Here is an 18,879-nt window from a genome sequence, read left to right on the forward strand (position 1 = left end):
CCTGTTCGGCTTGATCGTGTTGATCTTCGGCGCGGTCTATTACTTCGACCCCGAAGCGCGTGGCGGCGACCGTGACGAGCCTGTCCAATGAACGACGGCCTGACGCCGCTGCTCACCGGCGCGGTCATCTTCGGGTGGGGTAGTGGCATCGCGTTCACCGCCGCGGGTGTGTATCTGAGCGTCCGGGAGTGTCGGCTGCACCCGCTGCTGCTGCTGTGCATCTCGGCGATCTCGTTCTCCTGGATCGAGGCACCCTACGACTGGGCGATGTATGCGCAGTTCCCGCCTGCCCTGCCGCGGATGCCGTCGTGGTGGCCGCTGAACATGACGTGGGGTGGGCTCCCTTCGTCGGTACCGGCGGGCTACATAGGCTACTTCGTGCTGCCCGCCGTGCTCGGCGCCGCGCTCGGGAAAAGGCTTGTGGCCCGGTTTGATTGGGCCAACAGGCTGGGGAGACCGTTCACCCTCCTGATCTCCGGTTTCGTCGTCGGATTCTGTTGGGCGTTCGTCTTCAACGCTTTCCTCGGCGCCCGGCTCGGTGTCTTCTATTACGCGTACGTGATTCCCGGGTTGGCTGTTTTCGAAGGCACCAAGCACCAGTACCCGATCTATGACTCCATCGCCCTGGGCGTGCAGATGATGGTCTTTGCCTACCTGCTCGGGCGCACCGATTCCTTCGGCCGCAACGTCATCGAAATGTGGGCCGAGTCGAGGACCAAGAACCGCGTCAAGTCCGCCGCCCTGTCCATCGGCGCGGTGATCCTGATCGGAAACCTGCTCTACGGCGCGGTATTCGCGCCCCATCTGATCACGATGCTGGGCGGCTACGTGACCTCGGGGCCCAATGAGCAGCTGTTCCCCGGTGTCCCGAACCAGCCTCGATAGGAACATCAATGGTCCAGACCGCGCAGCTCTACTACGACCCGTTCGATCACGACATCGACGACGATCCGTACTCGGTGTGGAAACGGATGCGTGCCGAAGCGCCACTGTATTTCAACGACAAATACAACTTCTACGCGCTGAGTCGTTACGCCGATGTGGCGCCCGCACTGCACGATTGGCAGACCTACCGGTCGGGCCGCGGCACCACTGCCGACATCCTGTTCAGCGGCCTCGAAGTACCGCCGGGGATCCTGCTGTTCGAGGATCCGCCGCTGCACGACCTGCACCGCAAGCTGCTGTCGCGGGTATTCACCCCGCGCCGGATGCTGGCCGTCGAAGATCTGGTGCGTGAATTCTGTTCGCGCGCACTGGATCCGCTGCGGGATGCCGACGGCTTCGACTTCGTGGTCGATCTGGGCGCGATCATGCCGATGCGCACCATCGGGTACCTGTTGGGCATCCCCGAAGGCGAGCAACAGGTCATCCGCGATTGCAACGACCACAGCATCACCGTCGGTGCGCAGCAGGGCGATATCAGCGCCACCATGTTCCAGGACTCCATCGCGCTGTTCGCCGACTACATCGAGTGGCGCGCCAAGCATCCGTCCGACGACTTGATGACAGAGCTGCTCAACGCCGAAGTGGAAGAGCAGGACGGGACCCGTCGCCGGCTGGACCGCACCGAAGTCCTGGCCTACACCGCGATGATCGCAGGCGCGGGCAACGAAACCACCGCGCGACTCATCGGATTCATGGGCCAACTGCTCGGCGAACATCCGGATCAGCGTCGCGAGTTGGTCGCCGATCCTTCGCTGCTCGGATCCGCGGTGGAGGAGACCCTGCGCTACGAGCCGCCGTCGCCGGTGCAGGCGCGGTACGTAGCTGCCGATGTCGAGCTGTACGGGCAGACCGTCTCCGCGGGCTCCTACATGCTGCTGCTCAACGGGTCGGCGAATCGTGACGAGGCAAAATTCGCCAACCCTGACCGCTACGACATCCACCGCAAGGGTGGCCACCTCAGTTTCGGCCAGGGGCTGCATTTCTGCCTCGGCTCGGCGTTGGCGCGTCTGGAGGGACGCGTCGCCTTCGAGGAGGTCTTCAAGCGGTGGACTGACTGGGAGGTCGACTACGGCAACGCCCGCCGGGCCCGGACATCCAGCGTGCGAGGGTGGGCGCAGCTGCCCGTCAGGACCGCCTAGCCGACCGGATCGAGCAAACTTGTTTGGTTCGTCCCGTCAGGGGCTAGTAAATGGTCACACCTTCGGGAGGATTCCAATGAGCAACTACAACGTCGTGGTAGTCGGTACCGACGGGTCTGATACGTCGCTGCGCGCGGTGGATCGGGCTGCGAAGATCGCCGCAGAGTCGGAGGCGACCCTGATCGTTGCTTCGGCGTATCTGGACGACGGCGACGACGGCGGGACGGCACCTGACCAGGCGCGCGACGAGAAATACCGCACCGAAGGTAACGCGCCGGTCTACGAGCTGCTGCACAAGGCTGCCGACCGCGCGCGCGAGGCCGGTGCCACCAAGGTCGAGGAACGCGCCGTGGAGGGTGCACCGGTCGATGCGCTGCTGCAGCTCGTCGAAGACGCGAATGCTGACCTGCTGGTGGTCGGCAACGTCGGTACCAACTCGCTGGTGGGTCGGATCGTGGGCTCGGTGCCGCGAGCCGTTTCCAAGCGCGCGAAAGCTGAAGTGCTGGTCGTGGAGACCGAAGACTGAGACTGATCGGCAGGACCCGCAGGGTCACTTCTTCGACACAATGTCGCCACGGTCCTACCACCTGAGATGCTGCCGCGCGACCATGGGTGCAGCCAACGGGGAGGCCGCCAACAGGGAGGCAATGTGTCGATACGCATGATTGTGCCGGCGGCGCTGATCGCCGCGTTCAGCGTGCTGAATCCACTGTCGGTGCGCGCGCACGCCGACCCGGCGTGCGGGGTCAACCTGGCAGCGCCGGAGATTCAAGCCGCGGTCAAGTCGCTGCCGGCCCTGCCGGACAATTCCGGGTGGGATACCAACACGCACAGCTTCGATCCGAGCAGCAACTACAACCCGTGCACCACGCTGTCGACGGTGATCGTCACTGTCCTGGGTGCTACCGGCAGTTCGCCTGACCTGGCTCTGCTATTCCACAAAGGCGCTTTCGCCGGTGTCGCCACCTCGAAGGCGTATCCCTTCACATCTTTGAACGCCGCCAAGACCACCGACGACACCGTCACCCTGGACTACAAAGACGGCCGGAACGTATGCACCGCATGCCCCGGACCGATCACCACCGTGCGTTATCAGTGGCAGGGCAACCGCGTGGTGGCGCTGGACCCCGAACCGGCCTGGTAGACCCGGCGACGTGAGCAAGCTTGGCCATTTGCGTCGCAGCGGACAAGATGGAGGGCGGAAATACTCCCGCATCAGCGCTGAAGGTCGAGAACATGGTGATAGCCCACAGTCCGTATCGGCTCCATTTGTTGCGCTGCGGCGCAGCACTTTTCGTGATGATGGCCGCGCTCGGGCTGGTGCAGTACGCGGCACCGGCGCTGGTGCTCGGGCAACCGGCGCTGGCCGCTGACCCGGCGCAACTGGCTCGGGATCTGGTCGCCGACGAGCAAGCGCTGCGCGACCCGTCGTCGTCGGAGGCGGTGCTGCAGGCCGCGGCGTTGCGTGAGCAGGCCGCTTACCGTGCCATCGGGCGCCACCCCGAGTGGGAGCCGGTCGTGCGACCGCTCATTCCGGCGCAGCTCAGCGGAATCTACAACCGCAATGTCGACGCGCGGCACCACCTGCAGGCGTTGAACGCAGGCGAGGCGAAGCCGACGTTGCCCGCCTGGCGGATCGACCCGCCGGCGCCCGCCGCCGAGTTGCTCAGCTACTACCGTGCGGCCGAGGCGGCCAGCGGCGTCGGCTGGAACTATCTGGCAGCGATCAACATGGTCGAGACCGACTTCGGCCGCATCTCCGGGGTGAGCACCGCGGGTGCGCAGGGGCCCATGCAATTCCTGCCGTCCACGTTCGCCAGCTACGGCCAGGGTGGCGACATCCGCTCACCGCGGGACAGCATCATGGCGGCCGGCCGGATGCTTGCGGCCAACGGTTTCGCCGGCAATCCCGACGGCGCCATCTACAGCTACAACCATTCGAGCAACTACGTCGGAGCCGTCAAGGACTACGCCGCTGCGATCGGCGGCGACCCCGCCGCCTTCGCCGCCTACCACCGGTGGGACGTCTACTACCTGACCACGATGGGTGACGTGCTGTTGCCCGTCGGGTACGCCGCATCCGAACGGATCTCCGCGGCCGAGTACCTGGCCGGCCATCCGCAGTAGAGCGCAGGCGTCGGACGTCAGGTCATGCAGACGTTGGAGAACAGCAGCACCGGCCACGACACGATGGAACCCAGAAACGACACCACCGCGTCGGCGCCGTGCAGCTGGTGCAGATGCGAGGTATGCGTAACCGACCAGACGAGGCCCACCAACAGGTAGGGGACGCCAACGATGACCGCGAGGCCGATCAGCTCGGCGACGGTCATCTTGTAGTCGAGTAGGTTACGAAGTGCTGTGAGCATCGGGTGGCTCCCGGCGGCGACGGCGTGTGTAGTCACCAAACATGTTAACCATAGTTCGAGCGGATGTTGCTCACTTCTCGCGGTTGTGAGAACCTGACAATGGCTGCTGAGCTCAGGTTTCAATTGGATCGGGCGGGAGGTTCGGTTAATGACAGTTTCGCCCGAACCGTCGTTGGAACCTCCGGTGTTGGCCCTCGAGGACACTCGCATCCGGGTCACCCGGCAGACGGCCCGCTGGACCGATCGGCAAGTCCATGTCCGCGAAGCGATGGACTTCTGGTCGTTCGCGGCAGGCGCGGCGAATGTGATCATGCAGTTGTCGCGGCCGGGAGTGGGCTACGGCGTGGTGGAGTCCAAGGTGGATTCCGGCAACCTGCTCAAGCACCCGTGGAAACGCGCGCGCACCACCTTCCAGTATCTGGCCGTCGCGGTCTTCGGGTCCGACCGGGACCGCGCCGCGATCCGCGAGGCCGTCGACGGCGCGCACCGGCAGGTCCGGTCCACGCCGGAAAGTCCGGTCCGCTACAACGCTTTTGATCGCAACCTGCAGCTCTGGGTAGCCGCCTGCCTGTTCGTCGGGTTGGAGGACACCTATCAGTTGCTGCGCGGCCCGATGAATGCCGAACAGGCAGAACAGTTCTACCGCTCCGCGTGGACATTGGGCACCACGTTGCAGGTGCGCGAGGATCAGTGGCCGCCGACTCGGGCAGCCTTCGACGATTACTGGGTCCAGGCCTGCGCGCACGTCGAAATCAGCGACACAGTTGGCCGATATCTGCACGAGCTGATTGATCTGCGGATGATCAATCCACTGCTGCGGTGGCCGTTTCACCGCCTGCTGAAGTTCCTGACCACCGGCTTTCTCGCCCCGGTTTTCCGGGAGGCTCTCGGTGTCTCGTGGAGTGACACCAGGCAACGGCGTTTCGAAAGGTTGTTCCTGCTGGTGGCTTTCGTCAACCGGTTCCTGCCGCCGTTCATCCGGCAGGGCGGCAGTCACGTGCTGCTCCTCGATGTGCGCCATCGGGTTCGGCGCGGCCGCCCGCTGATTTGAGCGCACGATGACGCAATCACATGGCAGCATAGGCAGAGTCGAGGTGGGCCTGGACCGGTTGCGCCGGCTGTTGGATCACCGGGTCAGCATCGCGGCGCTGATCGAAGCGGCTGTGTGGTTGGCGATTCCTTATCTGTCGGTGGGCCTGGTGTGGGCCTTCCTGCACGCAGAACAGGTTCAGCAGATTGAGACGCGACTGGCCAAGGTGATGCCGGCCGGTGCTGACGTCGGGGCCTTCGGGGTGGTGACGGCGCTGTGGCCGGTCTCGATACAAATCGCGAATTCGTGTCCTGCGCCCTGAATTCGCCTGGTGCATAGCCGAGTACGCGCGTCGTCGGCACCGTCATGTCGTAGGGTTGGCCCGATCAGAAGGGAATCGTGGCTGGCGTGAAGGTACATCTGCAGGTAGAGGGCGCACCGGACAAGGTGCGTGACAGCGTGCGCGAGATCGGTGAACTGGGAGCCGACGGCCTTTTCACATTCGAGGGACCCCACGACGTGTTCTTCCCGCTGGTCGTGGCGGCGGGGGAGGCCGACCTGGAGTTGATGACCAATGTGGCGATCGCCGGGCCGCGCAGTGCGGTGCATCTGGCGCACTCAGCCTGGGATCTGCAGTGCTACAGCGGCGGGCGATTCCGGCTCGGTCTCGGGTCGCAGATCAAAGCGCACATCGAGAAGCGGTATGGAGCGCAGTGGGGCAAGCCGGCGAGCCGGATGGCTGAGCAGGTCGCCGCGATCAAGGCGATCTTCGCGGCGTGGGAAGGTCAGGCGCCGTTGAAGTTTCGGGGTGAGTTCTACACCCACACGTTGATGCCGCCGAATTTCAATCCGGGGCCCAACCCTTTCGGTCCACCGCCGGTGCTGATGGGAGCGCTCGGACCGCTGATGACCCGCAAGGCGGCGGAAGTGGCTGACGGACTGCTGGTGATGCCGTTCAACAGTGCGCGACACCTCGCGCAGCGGACCGCGCCGGCGCTGGCTGAGGGACTGCAGGAATCCGGGCGGTCGGTTGCCGATCTTCAGGTGATCGCGCAGGCGATGGTCGCTGTCGGTGGTACCGAGGCGCAGCTGGCGGCAGCTGTCGACGGCGTCGCTACCCTGATCGCGTTCTACGGTTCCACACCCAATTACCGCCCGGTGCTGGAGGTCGAGGGCTGGGCCGAGCTGCAACCGCTTCTCAACGCCATGTCCAAGACGGGTGACTATGCCGGTATGCGGGCGTTGATCACCGAGGAGATGGTGCGCACCATCGGTATCGTCGGCAGTCCCGACGAATGCGCAGCTGAGATCGAAAATCGTTTCGGTGCAATGGCTTCCGATGTCTGCTGTTACTTCCCGTTCTACTCGCCGAGTAGGGAAGACCTGGCCGACCTGGTCGGCGGCTTACATGCGTCCCGATAGTAGGCGACCGCACTCGAACGGCGGGCGATGAATCGTCGGGTGTTACTTTTGTTGCACCCTCACAGTCACCGGAGCCGCCAATGACACCGGGCAGCGATGCCGACAGCATCGAACTCCTTGCCGAGAAGGTCGCCCAGTACGCGCGGGAGCTGTCGGCCGACATCGACAACGAGCGCAGGCTTCCCCCCGAGCTCATCGCCCGGCTCAATGACCTAGGGTTGCTGCGCGCCACCATGCCGCGCGAAGTCGGCGCGCTGGAACTCGATCCCGGGACCGCGCTGCGGTGCGCCGAGCTGATCGCGCGCGGTGATGCGGCAACGGGATGGTGCGTATCGATCGCGATCACCAGCGCGCTACTGGTCGCCTACCTGCCGGCGGGCGCCCGCGAGGAGATGTTCGGGGACGGCCGCGGTATCGCCGCCGGGGTGTGGGCGCCGCGCGGCACCGCGAAGTCGGTCGACGGCGGAATCGTGGTGACCGGACGTTGGCCGTTCTGCAGCGGAATCACCCACGCCGACATGCTGTTTGCCGGCTGCTTCGTCGACGAGCGGCGCGTGCCGTCCGTTGTCGCACTACCCAAGAGTGATCTGACGGTCCTTGATACCTGGCATACCCTGGGCCTCCGCGGCACCGGCAGCCACGACACCGTCGCCGACGAAGTCTTCGTACCTGTGGACCGGGTGTTCTCGGTGTTCGACGGCCCGACCGTCGACCGGCCGCTGTACCGCTTCCCGGTGTTCGGTTTCTTCGCGTTGTCCATCGGCGCTGCGGCACTGGGTAATGCGCGTGCCGCCATTGACGACCTCGCCGAGATAGCCGGTAACACAACACGACTCGGCTCCACCCGGACCCTGGCCGAGCGGCCCGCGACCCAGGCGGCGGTGGCGGCTGCCGAGTCCGCACTCAGCGCGGCACGCGCGCTGTACTACGTCACGGTCGAGGAGGCCTGGCAGGCCAGCCAGGACCACGACCCGGTGTCGGTGACGCTGCGCAACCGGCTACGGCTGGCGGCCACGCACGCCGCCCGGACCGCCGCGGACGTGGTCCGTGCCATGTACGACCTGGCCGGCGGCAGCGCTATCTTTGACAGCTCGCCACTGCAGCGGCGGTTCCGCGATGCGTTCACCGCCACCGCGCACTTCCAGGTCAACGAGGCATCGCGCGAACTGCCCGGCCGCCTGCTGCTCGATCAGCCCGCCGACGTGTCAATGCTGTGACCGACATCGAAGTCGTCCTGCCGTACTGGCTCGACCGTCCCGATACCGAGGCGCTGGACATCGCGCAGGTTGCGTCGGAGAGCGGATTCGATGCGCTGTGGATCGGTGAGATGGCCACCTACGACGCGTTCGCGCTCGCCACTGCAATCGGTTTGCGTGCAACGGATTTAACGCTCAAGATTGGTCCGCTGGCCGTCGGCGTGCGCGGTCCGGTGACCTTGGCGTTGGGGGCGAGCACGGTCGCCGCACTGACCGGCAACCGGATCGATCTCGCGCTGGGGGCCTCCAGTCCGGCGATCGTGGCCGGCTGGCACAACCGCGACTGGTCCTACCATGTGGCCGTCATGCGCGAAACCATCGAATGCCTGCGGCCGATACTGGGCGGCGCCCGCGCCGACTACAGCGGACGACACGTCAGCAGCCACGGCTTCCGGCTGCGCCATCCTATACCTGAGGCGCGAATTGCGTTGGGGGTGTTCGGTTCGGGCATGGTCGCGCTGGCGGCCCGGCACGCCGACGAGGTGGTGCTCAACCTCGCCTCGCCCGCCCGCGTCGCGCAGGTTCGGGCTGCGCTCGAGCGCGCAGCGGGTGACCGTTCCGTGCCCCGCCTCACGGTATGGGTGCCGGTCGCCCTCGATCCCGGTGCCGGCGCGCATGCTCAACTCGCCGGCCAACTGGCGGTGTATCTCGCCCCACCGGGCTACGGCGAAATGTTCAGTGACCTCGGGTTCAACGACCTCGTCGTAATGGCGCGAGCAGGCGCGACCAGGCGCGAACTGGCGGCTGCCATTCCAGTGCAGTTGCTGGCCGAAGTGGGTGCGTTGGGCTCGGCCGAGCAGATCAGGACGCGGGTGCGCGCGTACCGGAAAGCCGGCGCCGACTGCGTCGCGATTGTGCCGTCGACTGCCGAAGACCCGGGTGGCCGGGCCACCCTGAGTGCACTGTCGCCAGGCTAGCGAGTGCGCCCAAACCCGTTGTGGCTGCGGATCAATGGCAGTGACGCGCTGGTTGCGAAGCCGGCGGGTGCCTGGCATATCGCCGGCACCGCGTTGAGGACCTGCATAGCGGTAGCGACACTGGCCGACCTGACGTGTTCGGCCATAGTGGCAGCGCGGGTGAAACTTGCCAGCGCGAAAAAATGGGCGCGCATGGAAGGATCGCCCTCAATCGTCAACGTCCAACCGTGCTCGGGTTTGGGCCAGTGTTCCGGGTATTCACCGCCCACCGTCCACAGCGCCTCGATCTCGATGAGTGTCTTCCCGGCTCTGCGCCCCGACCACGTCCAGCGTTGGCCCGCAGTGGATCCGGCGAGCAGCGCATGCTCGAAAATCTGGTGGTCGGCCTTCGCGGGGACCGCTTCCACCGCCGCCACCACCTCGTCGATGTCAGCTCCCATTTCGTCGGCGAGAAACCAGACCTGGTTTTCGAACAGGCCGCTGTTGAAGGCCAGAAAGTCGGTCGCAGTGGGGCTGATCTTTTCGATCGGCTGACCGAAAGCCATGTTGTCGAACGTGATCGAGGTGCTCTCGTACACCGACCAATCGGCCCGCTCCTGCAGGGTGATCTTGTCGATGGTGCGGCTCATGCCCGACAACGCCAGAGGTAACACCCCGGACAGGTTGCCCGGATTCAATCCACTGCCATGCACCGAGGCGTTGCCGGCCTGGCAGGCGGCGGCCACGCGGTCCCGCTCGGCTGACGGGATACGCCGGGGATGGAACAAGAACGCTGTGGTGGCAACGTTTTTACCGCTCGACAGGATGGCACACACCTCGTCCAGGCTGGCGTTGCGTGGCGTGTAGAGCACGCAGTCGGCGTCGAGGGCAAGAATGTCGTCGACGGACGTGGTCGCGTGTACTCCGATGGCGTCACGCCCCAGCAGCGTGCCGATGTCGAGGCCGTCCTTATCCCCGGAATACACCCGGGCGCCCACCACCACCATGTCGTCGCGGTGATCGAGGACGGTAGTGAGTATTTCTCGGCCCACAGTGCCGGTGCCCCACCCGACGACGCGATAGCGCAACGTGTTTCGCTAGATCTTGAAGCGGCCGGCGAATGCCCGAAGCGGCAGGTCGGCGCTGGTGACAAGACCCGGGGGAGCGGCGACCACCGACTTGATGGAATTCAGTGCCGGCAGTCCGGTGACCGTCATGCCGATGGAGGCGAAGTTGTCGGGGTTGGACAGGTCGATGCCGGGCTTGGGGAAAATCATGTGCTTGTTATAGATGCACGGGTCACCCTTGATCTGAGTGATGTAGCAGCCCTTGATGTCCCAGCTGGGATCGGTGTGCGGGGTCATCTGCCACTCCAGGTGCGTCTCCACCCTCGGGATGCCATCCACCATGCCCTGATATTTGATGTAGTTGCCGCCCAGCGAACCCTTCGGCAACGTGTACCAGCCGAGGTCGACGTCCTTGGTGCAGGCGCCGAGCTCGTAGCTGAACTTCACCTCGTCGAGTTCGATGTCGAAGCAGTCGGCCATCATCAGCACGCTGTCGGCGAACACTCGGGTGTACTTTTCCAACTTCGACGGAATCGACGGATCATCCACCGGCAGGCCATAACCGACCTCAATCCAGGTGTCCTTGGAGTGGTGGCAGGACACGTCGACGGATTCTATGGTGGTCACGTTCTCGATTTCCGCGACGTCGGCCGAACACACCACGCCCAGGATCTGGTTGACCCCTGGGTTCATCCCGGTGCCGTAGAACGTCGTGCCGCCTTTGTCACAGGCTTCGGCCAGCAACTGGGTGACGGGCTTTCCGGACGGGTGCGGGTGGTTGCGGTCGCGATGCCAGCCGGTGATCCAGTCGGCGGTGGTGACGATATTGATCCCAGCTTCAAGAACTTTGACGTAGAGGTCCTCGTCGGGGAACACACCGTGGAAGGTCAGCACGTCGGGCTTGGCGGCGATGATCTCGTCGACGCTGCCGGTCGCGGTGACGCCGTTGGCCGGCAGTCCGACGAGTTCGCCGACGTCCTTACCGATCTTGTCGGAGGAATAGCAGTGCACGCCAACCAGTTCCAGGTCGGGCTGAGTGGCGATGCGCTTGATCATCTCGCTTCCGACATTGCCGGTTGCCACTTGAAAGACTTTGATGCTCACAGCCGCACCTCTCGGGAATCGGGTTTCGCCCGCGCGGTCGACCGGGCCAGCTCGCTGGCACTGCCGCCCCGGCCATCGGGATAGAACTGGGTGGCCCACTTGCGAATTGCGGTGAACCCCTCGTACTCCGCCGTTGCCAGCGCCGGCGGATCGGAATAGCGTTGGTGCGCCCAGATGTGCACGTCCTGGGTGAATTGCCGGATGACTTCCTCGCCGAACCCGAGCGCTTTGCGCTCCGCACGTTCGGCCGCCAGACCTTCACGACCGGGAACCCGTCCGATATAGACCATGAACCGGACGTCGGAGGTGCGCTCGTCGACCGGCGTGACGGCCGAGATGGTGCGGTTGTCGATCATTCCCCAACTCTTGGTGACCGCGATGCCCAGTCCGCCGTTGATGGCTTCCACGCCGCTCTTGACGTCGTCGATGCTTTGCTGGTCGTCACCTTCGAAGGTGATGGTGAAGTCGACGTAGGACACCGGGTCGTCGAAGTCGTGCCGGGTGAAGATCGGCACGATGGGTGTGTTGTGCACAAACTTGAAGTGCGCGAAGTCGACGCCGTTCTCGAGCACATATTGCGGATGCAGTTCTAGGTCTTGGCGGAACAGCCGTTGCTGCGGGTAGTAGTCGTCGGGATCGCTGCCGTCGGCGAAGCTGGCGAAGACGTCGGGCGCATCGAAATACGGTGCGCGGCCTTCGATGTCGTGCCAGATGTAGACGGACTCATTCCGTTCGACTACGGGATATGTCTGGATCCGACGGCCCCGGTTGGGGCGGTCCTGATACGGGATGCAGACGTTGCGGCCTTCGTGGCTCCACTGCCAACCGTGAAAAGGGCACTGCAGCACTTCGCCCACGACTTTCCCGCCGTAACCCAGATGAGCGCCGAGGTGTTCGCAGTAGGCGTTCATCACGGTGAGCCCGCCCGAGTCGGCGCGCCAGGCGATCAGCTCCTGACCGAAATACTTCATCGTGTGGACATCGCCGACGCCGATCTCGTCTGACCACGCAACCTGAAACCATCCGGTTGGTTTCATCGACAATGGCGGCTTGGCCATGCTCGCGGTCCTCTCGATCCGATGGTCGAATACTCTATGGAAGATTCATAAAGCAGTCAACGAAACCAAGAGGCCCGGGTTAGGATGCGCCTTGTGGCGGTGGCGGACAGTGCGGGTCGCCGATCCAACAAGCGTGGCCTGGCCACCCGCGAGGCCATGTTGCACGCCGCGGTCACCGCTCTGGCGTCCGGCGATCCGGGAGCGGTTTCGGCCAATCGCATCGCCAAACAAATCGGCGTGACCTGGGGCACCGTGCAGTATCAATTCGGCGACGCGGACGGGTTCTGGGCCGCCGTGCTGCACCACACCGCGCAACGCCGCGCCAACCTGTTCGCCAACCCCGACACCGGAGCGTCGTTGCAGGCGCGGGTAACGGAGATCATCGACACGCTGTACGACGGACTGACCGCACCCGACTCCCGGGCAATCGAGAACCTGCGTGCGGCGCTGCCGCGGGAACCCGCCGAGCTTGATCGGCTCTATCCGCGCACCGCAGCCGAACTGCGCTCGTGGGGTCAGAGCTGGCACGCCGTCTGCCAAAACGCCTTCGCCGATCTGCAGGTCGACGCGCAGCGGGTGCGGGAGATTGCAACCATGATCCCCGGCGCGATGCGGGGCCTTGCGTCGGAACGACAGCTCGGCAGCTACGCCGATCTCGACGAAGCGCGCCGCGGGCTCACCAACGCCATCGTCGCGTATCTGGGCCAGTCCGCGCGAGTGTGAGCAATCCGGCTAGGGGGGCCGGTTCATCCCGGTAGACGGTGGGTACGAAACATGGATGGACGTCGTCGAATCTGTCTTGAACACCGGCCGTCAGTTCGTATCGCTCTATCGACGCACCGGTGCCGACGTGCCTTTCGGGGATCCGCTGCCCTCGCACGGCACTGAGATGGAGGGCTGGTTCTGGCGGATCACCGAGCCGGACACCGGCCGGGTGGTGGTCGCGCTGTGCAGCGAGAATCGGCATCCCGAAGGCGAATGGTCGACGGCGGCGATCGCGCTGCACCCAGGTGGGGTGGTGCGCTCGGCCGCGATCGACGGGGTGCGCGCCGACCGGACCGAGTTCTCGGTCAAGGCCGAGAGCGGTGAGGATGTGATCGACGCGAGCCGCGAACGGCTCCGGATGGTCATCGGCGACAGCGAAGTCGACTTGAAATTCGACGACGAATTCCGCTGGCCCAAGCCGTTCGGCGGCGGTGGGGTGTTCTCGTCCGTCCCGTTCCTGAACCAGTATTGGCATCCCTACCGGCTGGGCGGCAAAGCGTCGGGAACTGTGACAAGCGGCGACGAGCAGTGGACCTTTACCAACGCCACGCTGTACTGCGAACGCAACTGGGGAGCGGGATTCCCGTTGCGCTGGTGGTGGGGTCAGGCCCACGACTTCGGCGACGCCGACGTGTGCGTGGCATTCTCCGGTGGCCTGCTGGAGTTGGGCCCGTTCAAGCGAGATGTCACCGGAGTCGTTGTGCGACTTGGCAATCGGGTGCTGCGTATCACCCCACCGGCGCTGGTATCCTACACCGGCAATGACCTGCGTTGGCAGATCGAGGCGCGGACTCCGCGGTTCCACATCGAGCTGGACGGCCGTGGCGTCGGCGACGGCCCGCACGTGCTGCCGGTGCCGCTGCCCGGCGAACGCCGCAATATCGACACCGACTACGAGTACCTGGCCGGCACCCTGCGCCTCACCGTCCGGGAGTGGGGCCGGACCATTTTCGACGGGACCTCGGAACTGGCTGGTCTGGAGATCGGCAGCCGACCTGCCTGATGAGCCACGCGAGGTTCACGCGAGTACTCTTGCGCGCCATGGAGCAGACGCGATGAGTGCAGGTCTGTTCGCCCTTCTGGATGACGTGGCCATGTTCGCCAAGCTCACCGCGGCATCGCTCGACGACATCAGCGGAGCCGCCGGACGCGCGACGGCAAAAGCCGCCGGAGTCGTCATCGACGACACGGCGGTGACGCCCCAGTACGTCGAGGGAATCTCGGCCGAGCGGGAACTGCCGATCATCAAGCGCATCGCGCTGGGGTCGCTGCGCAACAAACTGTTGTTCATCCTGCCCGGTGCGCTGCTGCTCAGTCAGTTCGCGCCGTGGTTGCTCAGCCCGATCCTGATGCTCGGTGCGACGTACCTGTGTTTCGAAGGCGCCGAAAAGGTTTGGAGCAGTCTGCACGGTCACCACGGCGAAGCCGAGCTGCCGGAGAGCGAGGCTCACATGGTGGCCGGTGCGATCCGGACCGACTTCATCCTGTCGGCGGAGATCATGGTGATCGCACTCAACGAAGTGGCTGAACTCGCATTCCTGCCGCGGTTCATCATCCTGGTCATCGTCGCCTTCGTCATTACGGTCGCCGTCTACGGGGTCGTCGCGGGCATCGTGAAGATGGACGACGTCGGCCTACGGCTCGCTGCGACGTCGTCCCGAGCGGGCAGGGCGTTGGGTCGCGGCCTGGTCGCCGGGATGCCCAGACTGCTCTCGGCACTCTCCGTCGTCGGGACTGCGGCGATGCTCTGGGTGGGCGGCCACATCCTGTTGGTGCACAGCAGTCACCTCGGCTGGCAGACCCCGTACAGTCTGGTGCACCACGCGGAGGAAGGCATACATCACGCGGTCGACTCGGTGGGCGGTGTGCTGGCTTGGTTGTTCAATACCGCAGCCTCGGCGGTGATCGGTGCGGTGGTGGGCGGGCTGGTGGTTGCCGTGGTGCACCTGCTGCGCCGGGTTCGGCGCTCGGAATCGAGAGCGTAAGGGGTGGCCGGTGTTACTCGACGGGATCAATCACATCGCGCTGATCTCCGGCGACATCGACCGGTTGCGCGATTTCTACACCGGCGTGTTCGAAGCGGAGGTCGGGCCCACCGAGCCGCACGGTGAAAAGGGCGATGAGACCATGACGATGATCCGCATCGGCCCGCACACCGAACTCAATGTGGTCACCATCGAGGGCAATCGGGAGCCAGACCGGCAGACGCCGATGTGGGGTCGCGGACGGCTCGACCACTTCGGCTTGCAGGCGGCCACGCCGGAAAGTTTCGAGGTGATCCGGCAGCGGCTTGTCGAGCGCGGCGCCAGTGATGGTGCAGTCAACGACTTCGGTGCCGTGCGCAGTCTTTTCTTTCGTGACCCCGACGGGCTCGAAGGCGAAGTCTTGGTCGCAAAGAATGCTGACCGATAACGTCTCAATTGGTTTCGCGGTCCCAAATGCGCTGTGTCGCAATCCCTACCGATGGATCGTGGGTCTGCTGAAAATTCCGCCCGCCACGGCGGAAGGTCTCCGCCACCGCGGTAGGCACATCGTGCTCCAACACGGGTTCGGCTGACCAGTCGCACGGCCGCACATGCACCAGATCGACCTCGGTGGCCCCGTCGTCGGCGTCGAAGAAATATGCCCCGCGGATTCTTCCCAGCCAATACAGGCCGTCGGTGTCGCGGGTCCACACGAACGAACCGTCCGGCACCTCGGCAAACCGCGCGACGCGGCGGTCCAGACGTTCGCCCTCGCCGGAGTCGCACACCTGTTGACCGAAGCCACACACGCCCAAGCGGCGAGCCCGCTCGAGAGTCGCTTGCGGGTCGATCTCGTCGCTGCGGGAGCGCATCGGCGCTCGGTATACGGCGGTCATGTCGACCATCTTGCTCGTTGGCAATGGCGGGTCCGGTAGCCCGGCGGCGTTTACTTCCGGAGTTGGGGCAAGACGTCGCGCTCCCACGCCGAGAAGAAGCCCGCCATGTCCGGCCCGATCTGTTGCACGTAGACCTCGTCGATCCCGGCCTCGAAGTACTCGCGGACCTGCTGGGCGTGTTTGTCGGGGTCGGGCCCGCAGGCGACGCTCTCCGCGACCTGGTCGGGCGGTACGAGTGACATGAGATCGGCGAAATCCCTGGGCCTCGGCAGGATTTGGGCAGCCTGACCCGGTAACGCCTCGTTGGCCCATAGTCGGTGGGCCGTCTTCAGGGCGTTGTCGGCATCTTTGTCCCAGCTGACCTTGGTCCCGGCTTGCACCTGCTTGTCTCCACCCCCGGCCTTGCGGAACGAGTCAACCAGTTCCGCCGAAGGCATCGCCAGGACGTACCCGTCGCCTACCCGGCCGGCGAACTTGGCCGCCTGCGGACCGAACCCGGAGACGTAGATGGGCACCGGCTTGTCCGGGAGAGTGTAAATGCGAGCTTCCTGCACCTCGTAGTGCTTGCCGTGGTGGCTGATCTCGTCGCCCTTGTGCAGCAACCGGATGACGTCGATGGCCTCCTCGAGCATCTCCAGGCGCTGCCCGACCGACGGCCAGCGATCGCCCAGCACATGCTCGTTGAGGGCCTCCCCGCTGCCGACACCCAGGACGAAGCGGCCGTCCAGTTGCACCGCGGCCGTCGCGGCGGCCTGGGCGACGATGGCCGGGTGGATGCGGATCGTAGGACAGGTCACCGCGGTGCTGACCGGCAGCGACGTCACCTGCGACAAGGCTCCGATGACGCCCCAGACGAACGGGCTCTGTCCCTGCTCGTCATTCCAGGGGTGGAAATGATCTGAAATCCACAGTGCGTCGAACCCGGCAGCTTCCGCCCGCTTGGCCTGGTCGATCAGCTCTGCCGGTCCGAATTGTTCGCAGGACAAGAAATATCCGATGGTAGGCATGAGGGGCGGTTACCCGCTGAAGCGCCACCTAGTCACTCTGCGGTGGGGGTGGGGCGTACTCGCACATCTACGCCCCAGGCGCAGAGTCAGCGGCTGGGCCCAGCCCACAGGTGTTTATCGGCGGTGGATCGGGGAACGCGATGGCGTGCCGCCACCGGAGCTCGATCCCCGTACTTCGACGCCGACCGAATCCCCATACCGCGACAAGGGTTTCGTGCCGCTGCGCAGTTATGCGCCGCTGGGCGACGGGCGGACCGTGGCGTTGGTCGCCGAAGACGGTGCCATCGACTGGTTTCCGATACCGAACCTGGATTCGGTGCCCGTCTTCGCGGCGGTGCTCGATGCTGCCAACGGTGGGCGCCTGGAGTTGGCACCGGCAATACCGTTCACCGCGCAGCGCCGATATGTCCCGCACACCAATGTGCTGGAAACCACTTTCGTCACCGACTCCGGACGGGTTCGCGTCACCGACGCACTCAACGTCGGACTCGACGGACGGTTGCCGTGGACCGAGTTGGTGCGTCGAATCGAGGGACTGGACGGCGAGGTGCCGATGCGCTGGCGCGTCGCACCCGGCACTTGTTTCAACACCGCGTCACCGTGGGCGAGACAGACTCCGCATGGAATTGTGTTGCGCCTCAAGGACTTGAACTTCGGGGTGTCCATCTCCGAGGGCATGAACGTGGAGCTGACCGATCAGGCGGTATCCGGCACATTCAGTGCGGACCCGTCGTCCCGGCGGGTCATCGGCCTGGTAGCGACCGATGGCGAGCCGCTGATGTTGTCGCCGGTGGACGATATCGATCGGGGATTGGACCGCACCGTCGAGCAGTGGCGCAAATGGTCGGGTGAGTTCGAATGCGCCGGCGCGTGGAGCGAAGCCGTGCACCGCAGTCTGCTGTTCCTGAAACTGCTGATCTTCAGTCCAACCGGAGCCGTGGCAGCCGCGGCGACTACCTCACTGCCGGAACGGCTTTCAGGCGGTAAGAACTGGGACTACCGCTACGCGTGGGTCCGCGATGCCGCCTACACGCTGAGCGCCTTGCGCCGGCTCGGCATCCGGGAGGAAACGCACGCCGCGATCAGCTGGCTGTTGCGCACGGTTCGTCAGCACGGTGCCGGCACCGGGGTGTGCTACCGGCTGGACGGTTCGGAGGTCGAACCGGTGATCAGCCACGAGGTACCCGGGTGGCGGGGGATCGGACCGGTGTTGACCGGCAACCGCGCGCACGGGCAGCTGCAGTTGAGCATCTACGCCGACTTATTCGACACGGTGCGCCTGTACGTCGACTCCGGTCACGCGCTGGACACCGCGACCGGCCACCTACTGGCGGACTTTGCCGACCAGGCCTGCGACGCCTGGCGCACCCGCGACGCCGGGATGTGGGAGCTGGAACAGCTCGAGCACTACACCACCTCCAAACTGGGTTGTTGGCACGCGTTGCGGTGCGCGGTCGGGCTTGCCGAGTTGGGACAGATTCCCGGCGATCCCGATCGCTGGGCCGGTGAGGCCGAACGGATTCGGGCCTGGGTAGAACGCGAATGCTGGTCCGACGAGTTGAACAGCTACGAATGGTATCCGGGCAGTGGCAAACTGGACGCTTCGATCTTGTTGCACGCCGGCAGCGGTTATGACCGAGGCCCGCGGATGACGGCGACCATCGACGCACTGCGACGCGATCTGGGTTGCGGTCCGCTGCTGTACCGCTACAGCGGGGCACGCCGGGACGAGCAGGAAGGTGCATTCGTCGCGTGTTCGTTCTGGGCAGTGTCGGCACTGCACTACGTCGGTCGCGACACCGAAGCGCGCGAATTGATGGACCAATTGGTCGAATTGACCAACGATGTCGGCGTGCTGGCCGAGATGATCGACTCAGACGACAACTCTTTCCTGGGAAACCTTCCCCAAGGTCTCAGCCACTTGGCGTTGATCGGGGCGGCACTGGATCTCCAGTCCTGAA

At 65.1% G+C, this 18,879-nt stretch carries 21 protein-coding genes; 15 read left to right on the plus strand and 6 right to left on the minus strand.

What is annotated here, in order from left to right; translation table 11 throughout:
* Window positions 1–87 precede the first annotated feature (87 nt).
* From ACZYZ9_RS18300 to ACZYZ9_RS18320, 5 genes are all read left to right on the plus strand, one after another.
* Window positions 88–885, plus strand: coding sequence for a spirocyclase AveC family protein (locus tag ACZYZ9_RS18300; RefSeq protein WP_463827680.1), 798 nt, complete (start codon window positions 88–90; stop codon window positions 883–885).
* A gap of 8 nt (window positions 886–893) precedes the next feature.
* Window positions 894–2,084 (plus strand): cytochrome P450, encoded by a 1,191-nt coding sequence (locus tag ACZYZ9_RS18305; protein ID WP_463827681.1) that lies wholly within the window; start codon window positions 894–896, stop codon window positions 2,082–2,084.
* A gap of 76 nt (window positions 2,085–2,160) precedes the next feature.
* Complete coding sequence (locus tag ACZYZ9_RS18310) at window positions 2,161–2,610, plus strand: universal stress protein (RefSeq protein WP_463827682.1); 450 nt, start codon at window positions 2,161–2,163, stop codon at window positions 2,608–2,610.
* Window positions 2,611–2,733: 123 nt separating this feature from the next.
* Window positions 2,734–3,228, plus strand: a complete 495-nt coding sequence (locus ACZYZ9_RS18315) for an LppP/LprE family lipoprotein (RefSeq protein ID WP_463827683.1) — start codon at window positions 2,734–2,736, stop codon at window positions 3,226–3,228.
* 155 nt (window positions 3,229–3,383) lie between these two features.
* On the plus strand, window positions 3,384–4,211 hold the full coding sequence (locus ACZYZ9_RS18320; protein WP_463827792.1) for a lytic transglycosylase domain-containing protein: 828 nt from the start codon (window positions 3,384–3,386) through the stop codon (window positions 4,209–4,211).
* Window positions 4,212–4,228: 17 nt separating this feature from the next.
* Here the strand turns inward: ACZYZ9_RS18320 and ACZYZ9_RS18325 are convergent, their stop codons facing one another.
* Complete coding sequence (locus ACZYZ9_RS18325; protein ID WP_463827684.1) at window positions 4,229–4,453, minus strand: hypothetical protein; 225 nt, start codon at window positions 4,451–4,453, stop codon at window positions 4,229–4,231.
* 148 nt (window positions 4,454–4,601) lie between these two features.
* On the opposite strand from ACZYZ9_RS18325, the gene ACZYZ9_RS18330 reads away from it, so the two are divergent.
* The 5 genes from ACZYZ9_RS18330 (at window position 4,602) to ACZYZ9_RS18350 (ending at window position 9,078) form a co-directional block, all read left to right on the plus strand.
* Window positions 4,602–5,504, plus strand: coding sequence for an oxygenase MpaB family protein (locus ACZYZ9_RS18330; protein ID WP_463827685.1), 903 nt, complete (start codon window positions 4,602–4,604; stop codon window positions 5,502–5,504).
* 7 nt (window positions 5,505–5,511) lie between these two features.
* A complete protein-coding gene (locus tag ACZYZ9_RS18335; protein WP_463827686.1) occupies window positions 5,512–5,805 on the plus strand; it encodes a hypothetical protein in 294 nt (97 codons plus the stop codon).
* An 86-nt stretch (window positions 5,806–5,891) separates the two neighbouring features.
* The gene (locus ACZYZ9_RS18340) at window positions 5,892–6,905 is read left to right on the plus strand and encodes a TIGR03617 family F420-dependent LLM class oxidoreductase (protein ID WP_463827687.1); all 1,014 of its coding nucleotides are present in this window, start codon (window positions 5,892–5,894) and stop codon (window positions 6,903–6,905) included.
* 80 nt (window positions 6,906–6,985) lie between these two features.
* A complete protein-coding gene (locus ACZYZ9_RS18345) occupies window positions 6,986–8,122 on the plus strand; it encodes an acyl-CoA dehydrogenase family protein (RefSeq protein WP_463827688.1) in 1,137 nt (378 codons plus the stop codon).
* Window positions 8,119–9,078, plus strand: coding sequence for an LLM class F420-dependent oxidoreductase (locus ACZYZ9_RS18350; RefSeq protein WP_463827689.1), 960 nt, complete (start codon window positions 8,119–8,121; stop codon window positions 9,076–9,078). Before ACZYZ9_RS18345 ends, ACZYZ9_RS18350 begins: the two co-directional genes overlap by 4 nt.
* Here the strand turns inward: ACZYZ9_RS18350 and ACZYZ9_RS18355 are convergent.
* The 3 genes from ACZYZ9_RS18355 to ACZYZ9_RS18365 are packed head-to-tail and all read right to left on the minus strand — an operon-like array spanning window position 9,075 to window position 12,286.
* Window positions 9,075–10,097 carry a dihydrodipicolinate reductase gene (locus ACZYZ9_RS18355; RefSeq protein ID WP_463827793.1) on the minus strand — a complete coding sequence of 341 codons (1,023 nt, stop codon included), beginning with the start codon at window positions 10,095–10,097 and terminating at the stop codon, window positions 9,075–9,077. The genes ACZYZ9_RS18350 and ACZYZ9_RS18355 overlap by 4 nt on opposite strands.
* Before the next feature lie 57 nt (window positions 10,098–10,154).
* Window positions 10,155–11,228 (minus strand): NAD(P)H-dependent amine dehydrogenase family protein, encoded by a 1,074-nt coding sequence (locus tag ACZYZ9_RS18360; protein WP_463827690.1) that lies wholly within the window; start codon window positions 11,226–11,228, stop codon window positions 10,155–10,157.
* On the minus strand, window positions 11,225–12,286 hold the full coding sequence (locus ACZYZ9_RS18365) for a Rieske 2Fe-2S domain-containing protein (RefSeq protein WP_463827691.1): 1,062 nt from the start codon (window positions 12,284–12,286) through the stop codon (window positions 11,225–11,227). Before ACZYZ9_RS18365 ends, ACZYZ9_RS18360 begins: the two co-directional genes overlap by 4 nt.
* 156 nt (window positions 12,287–12,442) lie before the next feature.
* Here ACZYZ9_RS18365 and ACZYZ9_RS18370 point away from each other — a divergent pair, with 156 nt between their 5' ends.
* The 4 genes from ACZYZ9_RS18370 to ACZYZ9_RS18385 are packed head-to-tail and all read left to right on the plus strand — an operon-like array spanning window position 12,443 to window position 15,463.
* Window positions 12,443–13,009, plus strand: a complete 567-nt coding sequence (locus tag ACZYZ9_RS18370; protein WP_463827794.1) for a TetR/AcrR family transcriptional regulator — start codon at window positions 12,443–12,445, stop codon at window positions 13,007–13,009.
* A 55-nt stretch (window positions 13,010–13,064) separates the two neighbouring features.
* Window positions 13,065–14,054 carry a tocopherol cyclase family protein gene (locus ACZYZ9_RS18375; protein WP_463827692.1) on the plus strand — a complete coding sequence of 330 codons (990 nt, stop codon included), beginning with the start codon at window positions 13,065–13,067 and terminating at the stop codon, window positions 14,052–14,054.
* A gap of 52 nt (window positions 14,055–14,106) precedes the next feature.
* On the plus strand, window positions 14,107–15,036 hold the full coding sequence (locus tag ACZYZ9_RS18380) for a DUF808 domain-containing protein (RefSeq protein WP_463827693.1): 930 nt from the start codon (window positions 14,107–14,109) through the stop codon (window positions 15,034–15,036).
* 10 nt (window positions 15,037–15,046) lie between these two features.
* Window positions 15,047–15,463 (plus strand): VOC family protein, encoded by a 417-nt coding sequence (locus tag ACZYZ9_RS18385; protein WP_463827694.1) that lies wholly within the window; start codon window positions 15,047–15,049, stop codon window positions 15,461–15,463.
* 4 nt (window positions 15,464–15,467) lie between these two features.
* Here ACZYZ9_RS18385 and ACZYZ9_RS18390 read toward each other — a convergent pair whose 3' ends face one another.
* The gene (locus ACZYZ9_RS18390; protein WP_463827695.1) at window positions 15,468–15,911 is read right to left on the minus strand and encodes a GAF domain-containing protein; all 444 of its coding nucleotides are present in this window, start codon (window positions 15,909–15,911) and stop codon (window positions 15,468–15,470) included.
* 50 nt (window positions 15,912–15,961) lie between these two features.
* Entirely contained in the window at window positions 15,962–16,918 is a 957-nt protein-coding gene (locus ACZYZ9_RS18395; RefSeq protein ID WP_463827696.1) for a TIGR03557 family F420-dependent LLM class oxidoreductase, read from the minus strand.
* A gap of 145 nt (window positions 16,919–17,063) precedes the next feature.
* Between ACZYZ9_RS18395 and ACZYZ9_RS18400 the strand changes: the two genes are divergently transcribed.
* Window positions 17,064–18,878, plus strand: a complete 1,815-nt coding sequence (locus tag ACZYZ9_RS18400; protein WP_463827697.1) for a glycoside hydrolase family 15 protein — start codon at window positions 17,064–17,066, stop codon at window positions 18,876–18,878.
* Window position 18,879 lies beyond the last annotated feature (1 nt).

This window comes from Mycobacterium sp. IDUB_28, assembly GCF_055419285.1.

Excerpts from the sequence above, each read along its gene's own strand:
- ACZYZ9_RS18330 (WP_463827685.1), top strand. The coding sequence starts at position 4,602 with ATGACAGTTTCGCCCGAACCGTCGTTGGAACCTCCGGTGTTGGCCCTC.
- ACZYZ9_RS18335 (WP_463827686.1), top strand. The coding sequence starts at position 5,512 with ATGACGCAATCACATGGCAGCATAGGCAGAGTCGAGGTGGGCCTGGAC.
- ACZYZ9_RS18300 (WP_463827680.1), top strand. The coding sequence starts at position 88 with ATGAACGACGGCCTGACGCCGCTGCTCACCGGCGCGGTCATCTTCGGG.
- ACZYZ9_RS18395 (WP_463827696.1), bottom strand. The coding sequence starts at position 16,918 with ATGCCTACCATCGGATATTTCTTGTCCTGCGAACAATTCGGACCGGCA.
- ACZYZ9_RS18375 (WP_463827692.1), top strand. The coding sequence starts at position 13,065 with ATGGACGTCGTCGAATCTGTCTTGAACACCGGCCGTCAGTTCGTATCG.
- ACZYZ9_RS18370 (WP_463827794.1), top strand. The coding sequence starts at position 12,443 with ATGTTGCACGCCGCGGTCACCGCTCTGGCGTCCGGCGATCCGGGAGCG.
- ACZYZ9_RS18325 (WP_463827684.1), bottom strand. The coding sequence starts at position 4,453 with ATGCTCACAGCACTTCGTAACCTACTCGACTACAAGATGACCGTCGCC.
- ACZYZ9_RS18305 (WP_463827681.1), top strand. The coding sequence starts at position 894 with ATGGTCCAGACCGCGCAGCTCTACTACGACCCGTTCGATCACGACATC.
- ACZYZ9_RS18390 (WP_463827695.1), bottom strand. The coding sequence starts at position 15,911 with ATGACCGCCGTATACCGAGCGCCGATGCGCTCCCGCAGCGACGAGATC.
- ACZYZ9_RS18365 (WP_463827691.1), bottom strand. The coding sequence starts at position 12,286 with ATGGCCAAGCCGCCATTGTCGATGAAACCAACCGGATGGTTTCAGGTT.
- ACZYZ9_RS18320 (WP_463827792.1), top strand. The coding sequence starts at position 3,384 with ATGATGGCCGCGCTCGGGCTGGTGCAGTACGCGGCACCGGCGCTGGTG.
- ACZYZ9_RS18380 (WP_463827693.1), top strand. The coding sequence starts at position 14,107 with ATGAGTGCAGGTCTGTTCGCCCTTCTGGATGACGTGGCCATGTTCGCC.
- ACZYZ9_RS18310 (WP_463827682.1), top strand. The coding sequence starts at position 2,161 with ATGAGCAACTACAACGTCGTGGTAGTCGGTACCGACGGGTCTGATACG.
- ACZYZ9_RS18345 (WP_463827688.1), top strand. The coding sequence starts at position 6,986 with ATGACACCGGGCAGCGATGCCGACAGCATCGAACTCCTTGCCGAGAAG.